General features: G+C 44.6%; 12 protein-coding genes. 3 read left to right on the plus strand and 9 right to left on the minus strand.

Annotated features, from left to right (window positions below):
- Positions 1-140: 140 nt before the first annotated feature.
- The gene (locus QUB63_RS34625) at positions 141-452 is read right to left on the minus strand and encodes a nuclease A inhibitor family protein (RefSeq protein WP_332949930.1); all 312 of its coding nucleotides are present in this window, start codon (positions 450-452) and stop codon (positions 141-143) included.
- Here QUB63_RS34625 and QUB63_RS34630 point away from each other — a divergent pair.
- Entirely contained in the window at positions 451-573 is a 123-nt protein-coding gene (locus QUB63_RS34630) for a hypothetical protein (protein WP_332949919.1), read from the plus strand. The two genes, QUB63_RS34625 and QUB63_RS34630, sit on opposite strands and share 2 nt — an antisense overlap.
- Positions 574-950: 377 nt before the next feature.
- The gene (locus QUB63_RS34635; RefSeq protein WP_332949920.1) at positions 951-1307 is read left to right on the plus strand and encodes a hypothetical protein; all 357 of its coding nucleotides are present in this window, start codon (positions 951-953) and stop codon (positions 1305-1307) included.
- A gap of 280 nt (positions 1308-1587) precedes the next feature.
- On the opposite strand, the gene QUB63_RS34640 is transcribed toward QUB63_RS34635, so the two are convergent.
- Positions 1588-1908, minus strand: coding sequence for a hypothetical protein (locus QUB63_RS34640; RefSeq protein ID WP_332949921.1), 321 nt, complete (start codon positions 1906-1908; stop codon positions 1588-1590).
- 10 nt (positions 1909-1918) lie between these two features.
- On the opposite strand from QUB63_RS34640, the gene QUB63_RS34645 reads away from it, so the two are divergent.
- Positions 1919-3388: a pentapeptide repeat-containing protein gene (locus QUB63_RS34645; RefSeq protein ID WP_332949922.1), complete on the plus strand. Its 1470-nt coding sequence runs from the start codon at positions 1919-1921 to the stop codon at positions 3386-3388.
- Positions 3389-3437: 49 nt separating this feature from the next.
- Here the strand turns inward: QUB63_RS34645 and QUB63_RS34650 are convergent, their stop codons facing one another.
- The 7 genes from QUB63_RS34650 to QUB63_RS34680 all read right to left on the minus strand — a co-directional run bounded on the left by QUB63_RS34650 (position 3438) and on the right by QUB63_RS34680 (position 6612).
- A complete protein-coding gene (locus QUB63_RS34650; RefSeq protein WP_332949923.1) occupies positions 3438-3608 on the minus strand; it encodes a hypothetical protein in 171 nt (56 codons plus the stop codon).
- A 28-nt stretch (positions 3609-3636) separates the two neighbouring features.
- A complete protein-coding gene (locus QUB63_RS34655; RefSeq protein WP_332949924.1) occupies positions 3637-3999 on the minus strand; it encodes a hypothetical protein in 363 nt (120 codons plus the stop codon).
- Between the two features lie 55 nt (positions 4000-4054).
- Entirely contained in the window at positions 4055-4273 is a 219-nt protein-coding gene (locus QUB63_RS34660) for a hypothetical protein (RefSeq protein WP_332949925.1), read from the minus strand.
- Positions 4245-4541 (minus strand): transposase, encoded by a 297-nt coding sequence (locus QUB63_RS34665; RefSeq protein ID WP_332949926.1) that lies wholly within the window; start codon positions 4539-4541, stop codon positions 4245-4247. The genes QUB63_RS34660 and QUB63_RS34665 overlap by 29 nt, the downstream gene beginning before the upstream one ends.
- 25 nt (positions 4542-4566) lie before the next feature.
- Entirely contained in the window at positions 4567-4899 is a 333-nt protein-coding gene (locus tag QUB63_RS34670) for a transposase (protein WP_332949927.1), read from the minus strand.
- On the minus strand, positions 4814-5344 hold the full coding sequence (locus QUB63_RS34675) for an RNA-guided endonuclease InsQ/TnpB family protein (protein ID WP_332949928.1): 531 nt from the start codon (positions 5342-5344) through the stop codon (positions 4814-4816). The genes QUB63_RS34670 and QUB63_RS34675 overlap by 86 nt, the downstream gene beginning before the upstream one ends.
- A gap of 164 nt (positions 5345-5508) precedes the next feature.
- A complete protein-coding gene (locus QUB63_RS34680; RefSeq protein WP_332949929.1) occupies positions 5509-6612 on the minus strand; it encodes a group II intron reverse transcriptase in 1104 nt (367 codons plus the stop codon).
- Positions 6613-6731 lie beyond the last annotated feature (119 nt).

A 6731-nucleotide genomic window follows, 5' to 3' on the forward strand; every position in this document is an offset into this window, starting at 1 on the left:
CTCCTTCTATCAACGGCTAAGTTTTAGTCCCAGATTACAAAAAGCGCTCCTAGAAATAGGGGCGCTTTTTGTTTGGGGAAAAATATTTTATAGTGGTTTTCTTCCTTAGCTGAAGCTGCCTTGGAAAGTATTTTCTGAAATTAAGTCTCCACCAGTTTCGTAGACAGCCCCGCCAATCCGCCACCGTCCGTCATCCCAACGATGTAGACATCAATCTCAACGCTACCCACTCGATAAACCTGCAACTGCCAGAGGTTCTGCTTGAGGATGCTCACCAAGTTCTGAAAGCGCTTTGCCGTTTCCCGTTCCTCTTCACCGTGCCAATCTTCCTCAGCGGTGGCAGTATCAAAGAACTCATCGAGTGTTACTACTTCCACTGGAGCATCGGGCGGATGGTTCGTCAGTTGCAGCACCTTAGCCTGGGTTAGTTGTCCCTGTGCTGGCCAATGAATGACCTCAAAGGGGGCGTCGGATTCGCGCTCGGAAGAGCAAACCCTGGGAAGCTTGTTGGAGTTGGGTGACGATCGAGTCGGTCATGGCGGCGGTTGGTTAGCTAAAAACAAGGCAAGTTAGAGATTTTAAGGATTGGTTGAGGTGAGGCGAACGCATCCATCAACGCTGACTGAATAATCTGTCACAAGTGTAAACCATCGTTGTCTGCGCGTTTTGGTATCTCAGCAATTCTAGAACAGTCCTGATGTCGCAACCAGGCTCTAGTAAGTAAGTAGAAGCGGTCAAATTTGGATGTATCCTGGAGTTTTACCGCACGCCGAATCGCTATGATGCGATCGCTCGATGTTTGAAGAAATAGCGCGAGTGACGAATAGCCTTAAAAAAAGTGAAATTCGTCAGTTAGTTTACCAGTTGCGAATGAAGTAACTTCAGGGCTGATAAAGCATCTGATTTACTCCTATTATTCTTTAACATAAAAAAATAGAGGAGCTAGCAGTATGACAACAAAGATTTTATGTCCGGGTTGGGACAAACTCTCTAAGAAGCAAAAACAGCTTGCAACAGAATGGATCGAGTCACTCATCAGCTTCCGAATAACTACGACCCAATTATCTGATTCTCTTTCGGGCGAAGATTCAGATAACTCCTTAAATCCAATCGATAAGGCACTCAAAAACTTTCAGTTTGAGGTAGTAGACTCTTCAAGTACATCGGAAGGAATTAATATTACAGAAATTATTCCCCCTGGAGCTTTTGGCATTAAAGAAAAGCCTCCTCAGGGTTTCCCTCAATTAGTCTGTCTAGTTAATTGCTGGAGCAAAGGTCATTCTGACTGTGAGAAAAAGTGTACTTAAATATGCTTATGATTCAGTAGATTCTCATTATTTAAAAAATGCAACAATCGCATTCTGAAGGCTTGGCAGAAACCTGTTTTGAGGGTGCTGTTTTCCAAGGAATAGCTTTTACTAGAATAAATTTTGAAAAGTCAAAGTTCCATAAGGTTAATTTTGGAATAAAAGTGAGCTGGCAAGTGTTCTTGCTTTTTGCTACCCTGCTCTTAGCTAGCTTAGCTGGTTGTTTTCTGGGAGCAGGAAGTTTACTAGCCACTGGATTATTGACGACATCTTCATTACCTTATGGGGTTTCGGTTTTACTCTCTTTAAGTATCACATTATTTAGTAGTATACAAAAAAACTTTGTTCTGGGGACTATTATAGGCATAGGAGCCTTGCTGCCGCTTCTATTATTATCAATCGCTCTGCCTTCCCAAACAGGTAGGCTTGATATGAGTGTTCCTTTCTTTTTAGGCTCTGGAGCCATAGTTTTAGTTTCAATAAGTATAGAAATTGCTACTTTAGCGCTAATTTTATTAAGAGTTTCATTAGACTCTCTTGTGATAGCTACTGTGAGTACATTTCTCCCAATGCTTGCAGTAACTATTATAAGTGTACCCATAACCAAAGTAATGCCGATCGTAATTGTAGCTATTGCGATTTCCTGGCATCTTAGCCGCAAAGCACTCACTTGCAATCCAGGGGGGTTATGGAGGCTGCAAGCAGCAATAGCAATAGTGACAGGACGAGGAAATTGTTTTAAGGGAGCTAACTTAACTGATGTAGACTTTACTGGTTCAACGCTTAAGTTTTGCGATTTACGAGAGGCTAATCTTACTCGTACTCGCTTCTATCAAGTTAAAGCGCTTGATTATGCTCGTCTGGACAATACCTACCTCGCCAATTCCCACATTCGGCAACTCGTTGTCACGCTCAACGGACAATCTCAAAACTTTGATGGCTTGAATTTGGAAGGGGTGAACTTGCAAGGGGCAGATCTGCAAGGTGTCAGTTTTATTGGAACAAACCTCAACAACGCTAATTTACAGAATGCTAATTTGTCCAGAGCCATCCTGAAGCAAGCGCAACTCGACGGTACAGATATGACGGGAGCAATTCTTACAGGAGCTTGTATCGAAGATTGGGGAATTACAGGTAGCACCAAGCTAGAGGGCGTGCAATGCGACTATGTATTCATGCGCCTGGACACCAAAGGTAATCCCAACCGATTGCGAAAACCGGATAACTGGGGAGAAACCTTTGCTGGGGGGGAGTTTGCAGATTTCATTAAACCTTACGTGGATACTCTAGATTTGTACCACAGTCAGGATATTGACCCCCGCGCTATCTCTATTGCACTTAAAAACTTATCAACCAACCATCCAGAGCAAGAGCTGCGGTTTGTGGCGATCGAACGGCGGGGCGACAATGGCTTGAATCTCCGGTTTATAACGGCGCCAGGAGCAGACAAATCTGAGTTAAGTCGCGAGTATTTTACAGATTACGCTCGAATCAAAAAGGAATTACCGATCGCCGTTCAGTTAAAACTAGCCGAACAAGACGGTGAAATCCGCTCCCTCAATCGAACCATCGAGCAGTTTCTTAAAACAGTCACGCATCAATCTAAGATTGAAGCAGAAACAATTCAAATCATTAAAGGAGAAGTAGTAATGACTCAAAATAAGGGAATCAACATCCGTTCGGGCGGTGGCAACATTGGCGACATCAGCGGGTTAGTTGGTGGTGATGGAGTCGTTAATTTGGGCACGATTAGCGGCAATGTGACCAACACTCTCAATCAATTACCGGATTCCTCGGAAACCGATGAACCCAACATCAAAGAACTCCTGACACAACTCCAACAAGTCATCGAAAATGATTCGGATCTATCAGAGCCTGACAAAGCGGATTTATTAGAGCAGGTGCAAGCTTTAGCATCCGCTAAGCAAACAGAGGAACCTGCTAAAAAGGAAGGGCTGACACGAAAAGCGAGGAAGATGTTTGAGGCAACATTGAGCAGTTTGCCCCAGACTGCCAGCATTGTAGAAGCGTGCAGCAAGTTATTGCCAATGATATTGAAGGCATTAGGGTTGCCTGCGTAGCGTTGCAGTAACAGCCAATCTCAAGCACTGATTAACGTAGATGAAGCTGCTACTGCCCACGTAAAGCATTCCACAGTCCCCAGAGCAAATGCGGCTCGTCTCCAGGCAGCGCCAACCGCAGGATGTCCTCTCGATCCATCTGGCGCCAATCCTCCGGGCTGATTGTTGCCGCATAAGCTTCGTAGAACAATCGGCGTTTCTCATCAATCGTAAGCGGCATTTCGCCAAAGGCATCGACAAAGAAATCGTTAAGCACTACCGGGCGTCAGCGCGAGCTGGAGGGCAAGCGCAGCTTTTTTTCCGTCGGCAACTGCATAGGCAATCAGCCGGTTGAAATCCCTCAACCCGATCGTCCTCACAGACCGATCGCCGCGAGGGGTTTCGCGTACCACTTCTTCTATTTTTTCCGTAAAACCCAGCCCCCGCAACGCATTCAATGCCGTACCGCTGCGACCCAGAACGCGCCGCAGCCAATTCTCTTTATAGCCCAAAACCAAGCTGGCTCCCGTCAGTCCCACCCGAAATTCTCCGCTTGGCAGCCGGTAGCCGTCCACTTCCAACCCGTCGAAAAAACGCACCGTTTGACATTCGACTCGGATGATTTCATCCACAATACTGCCCTCCCAACGAGCTAACAATTATTTTTCAGATTGTGTAAAGCCTTTCTTAATTTCCTGACTCTTCCAACTGCACCACCTTCACTTGCAACATCCCGCGCCCTATCCTCTCCAATAATTCCGATCTGGAAATGTCTAGGGAATCTGCGATCGCATCTATGCCATTGACCGCAGTTGGCGTAATTGAAACCGTGATGCGCGCCTTCAGTTCGTTGTATTCCTTGACATACTCACCGCCCTTAAAGTGCGGTGATTCTTGACGCTTCATTGACCGATGCTACCGAAATAGTCTTACTCTGTCTCTGCGCCCATTTAGAGTCGTGGCAATGCCCTATCCCGACTTTATTTATATTTCTCGCAGCGTTGAAATCTCTGTCTTGTTCGGTGCCGCAATTAAGGCACAGCACCGAACGAATAGAAAGGTCTAATTTCCCCCATTTAAACCCGCAATCCGCGCATACTTGGCTAGTTGGGAACCAACGACTAATCACCCGAAACTCCCTACCCTGTTTCTCAGATTTAGCCTCGCACAGCACTCTAAACTCATACCATCCCTGCTGACTAATTGCCCTTGCAAGGAAAGCGGTTTTTGACCATTCCCGACACGTTCAAGTCTTCCCAAACAATTACTTGGTTTTCGTTAACTATCTTGGTTGACAATTTGTGCAGAAAATCTTTACGGGCATCGGCAATTCGATTGTGCAGCTTAGCAATCTGAATGCGGGTTCTATTCCTGCGTTTTGAGTCTTTAGGTTGACGGGCTAATTTCCGTTGAAGTTTACGGATTTTCCGGTCTAGCTTTTTATAGCTAGGACTTTCGGCTTTCTCCCCATGGCTCATCGAGCGCGAAAGTTTTGATTCCCAAATCAATTCCGATACTTTGGTTTTTGGCATCGACTCGAACGGGTTCAATCTCTACAACAAAGCTTAGAAAATAGCGGTTAGCGCAATCCTTGATGACCGTGACTGAGCTAGGTTCAGATGGTAGCGCCCTAGACCATATAGGGTTAACAACACCAATTTTAGCTAAATAAACCCCGTCTCCCTTAATTGAGAAACCCCCGCGAGTTAATCTTGCTGACTGGCTATTTGTGCGTTTTTTGAACTTGGGATAACCAAAGGAGCGACCTTTCCGCTTTCCTTTGCAGGACTCGAAAAAGTTTTTAAAAGCTGTTTCCAAATCCGCTACAGATTGCTGCAAAGGGATATTAGATACTTCACTCAACCAAGCTCTTTCCTCAGTCTTTTTTGCTTGGGTGATTACTATCTTTTGGAGTTCTGCGGACTTGGGTTTTTTCTCGGATTGTTTGCTGAGAGTTAGAGCATCATTCCAGACCACGCGAACGCATCCAAATAACCGAGCTAAACTCTGTTTTTGTTGGTCGGTTGGGTAGAGTTAGAGTCGATTAGGGAGTTACCCCCCTAACCTCTCCTTCAGAACCGTGCGTGAGACTTTCACCTCACACGGCTCCTTGATAATTCCATCCTTGTTATGGATACGATTTAGGACAGTTTACAATCATGATTCTTATGGAGGGAACCATCATTCGCTGTCTTTGTGTCGTGACAATGTTTATGCAGAAGTTGAAAATTATCGTAGGTGTTTTTACCACCATTGGTTATTGGATTAACCTGGTCAACTTCTACGATATCCGTACTGGTAAAATACGAACCACAGTGTGAACAGATACCCTTTTGTTTCTTGATTAAAGATGCAACTCTTTTAGGTGTATCTGGGCTTTCACCACGTCGCTTACTCCAATAAGTCCAGTTTCCATTAAACGGACTAGCTTCACCTTTGACCTTTATATGCCTTACGATTGGCTTACTTGCATGGGTGATTAGTTCTAGTCCATCCTCTGTACTGAAACACCAGTTTCGGTTGTCTACTGATTTCCAGTATTTATCCTTATTGATATTCCCTTTCCCCCTTCTTCTTGACCAAGCTCTTAATTTACCCCATATTAGGTTGTCAACCTTTGTGAAGGTTTCCTTACTAATGACTGTTGAGTAATAGTTTGACCATCCCCTGATTATTGGATTTAGCTTGCTAATTAAAGCAGCTTGGGGGGCGGTTTTATGGGTGTCTATTATTTCAGCAATCTTGGCTAAATGGGCTTTGGTTTTGTTTTTTGAGGGGGTGATTAGCGTATTAAAACCTAGAGGGATACCTTGTGATGTACTAGCGCTTCGGTAGTTTCCTACTTTATGCTGCTGTACATGGAATCCTAAAAACTCAAACCCAACATTTCCTTTTGTTTCTTCAAGAGTGTGGGTTAATTTTGTCTTATTTGGTTTTAATTCCAATCCCATATCACTTAACCATTCTGCGATAATCTCTTGACTTTTTTTGACCACGCTTAAATCTTCGTGAATGATTACAAAGTCGTCAGCGTATCGGATGAGACTCAGGGATTCGCAATTATGCTGTTTTCTCCCTTTTAGTGTTTCTGCGTACTGTTTTACTCTTTCCTCCATACCGTGTAGAGCGATATTCGCCAACAAAGGGGAGATGACCCCGCCTTGTGGTGTACCATCATTGGTAGGGAATAATTCACCCCGTACACAGTACCCTGTTTTGAGCCAAACCTTTATTTGTCTGCTCATTGTGGGGTATGTGTTTATTTTCTTGAGTAATGCTTTATGGTTTATACGGTCGAAAGTGGGTAGCTAGCCAGCGAGGTTTCCAGAAGGTTCCTTTTCCGACTAGCCCCCTCCGAACCGTG

Origin of the sequence: Microcoleus sp. ARI1-B5, assembly GCF_036705795.1 — a bacterium.
Classification (GTDB): domain Bacteria; phylum Cyanobacteriota; class Cyanobacteriia; order Cyanobacteriales; family Microcoleaceae; genus Microcoleus.

Bases quoted from the DNA above. Each gene is read 5' to 3' on its own strand.
- QUB63_RS34630 (WP_332949919.1), top strand. From the start codon at position 451: ATGACCTCAAAGGGGGCGTCGGATTCGCGCTCGGAAGAGCAAACCCTG.
- QUB63_RS34635 (WP_332949920.1), top strand. From the start codon at position 951: ATGACAACAAAGATTTTATGTCCGGGTTGGGACAAACTCTCTAAGAAG.
- QUB63_RS34640 (WP_332949921.1), bottom strand. From the start codon at position 1,908: ATGGGTACACTTATAATAGTTACTGCAAGCATTGGGAGAAATGTACTC.
- QUB63_RS34645 (WP_332949922.1), top strand. From the start codon at position 1,919: ATGCCGATCGTAATTGTAGCTATTGCGATTTCCTGGCATCTTAGCCGC.
- QUB63_RS34650 (WP_332949923.1), bottom strand. From the start codon at position 3,608: ATGCCGCTTACGATTGATGAGAAACGCCGATTGTTCTACGAAGCTTAT.
- QUB63_RS34660 (WP_332949925.1), bottom strand. From the start codon at position 4,273: ATGAAGCGTCAAGAATCACCGCACTTTAAGGGCGGTGAGTATGTCAAG.
- QUB63_RS34670 (WP_332949927.1), bottom strand. From the start codon at position 4,899: ATGCCAAAAACCAAAGTATCGGAATTGATTTGGGAATCAAAACTTTCG.
- QUB63_RS34680 (WP_332949929.1), bottom strand. From the start codon at position 6,612: ATGAGCAGACAAATAAAGGTTTGGCTCAAAACAGGGTACTGTGTACGG.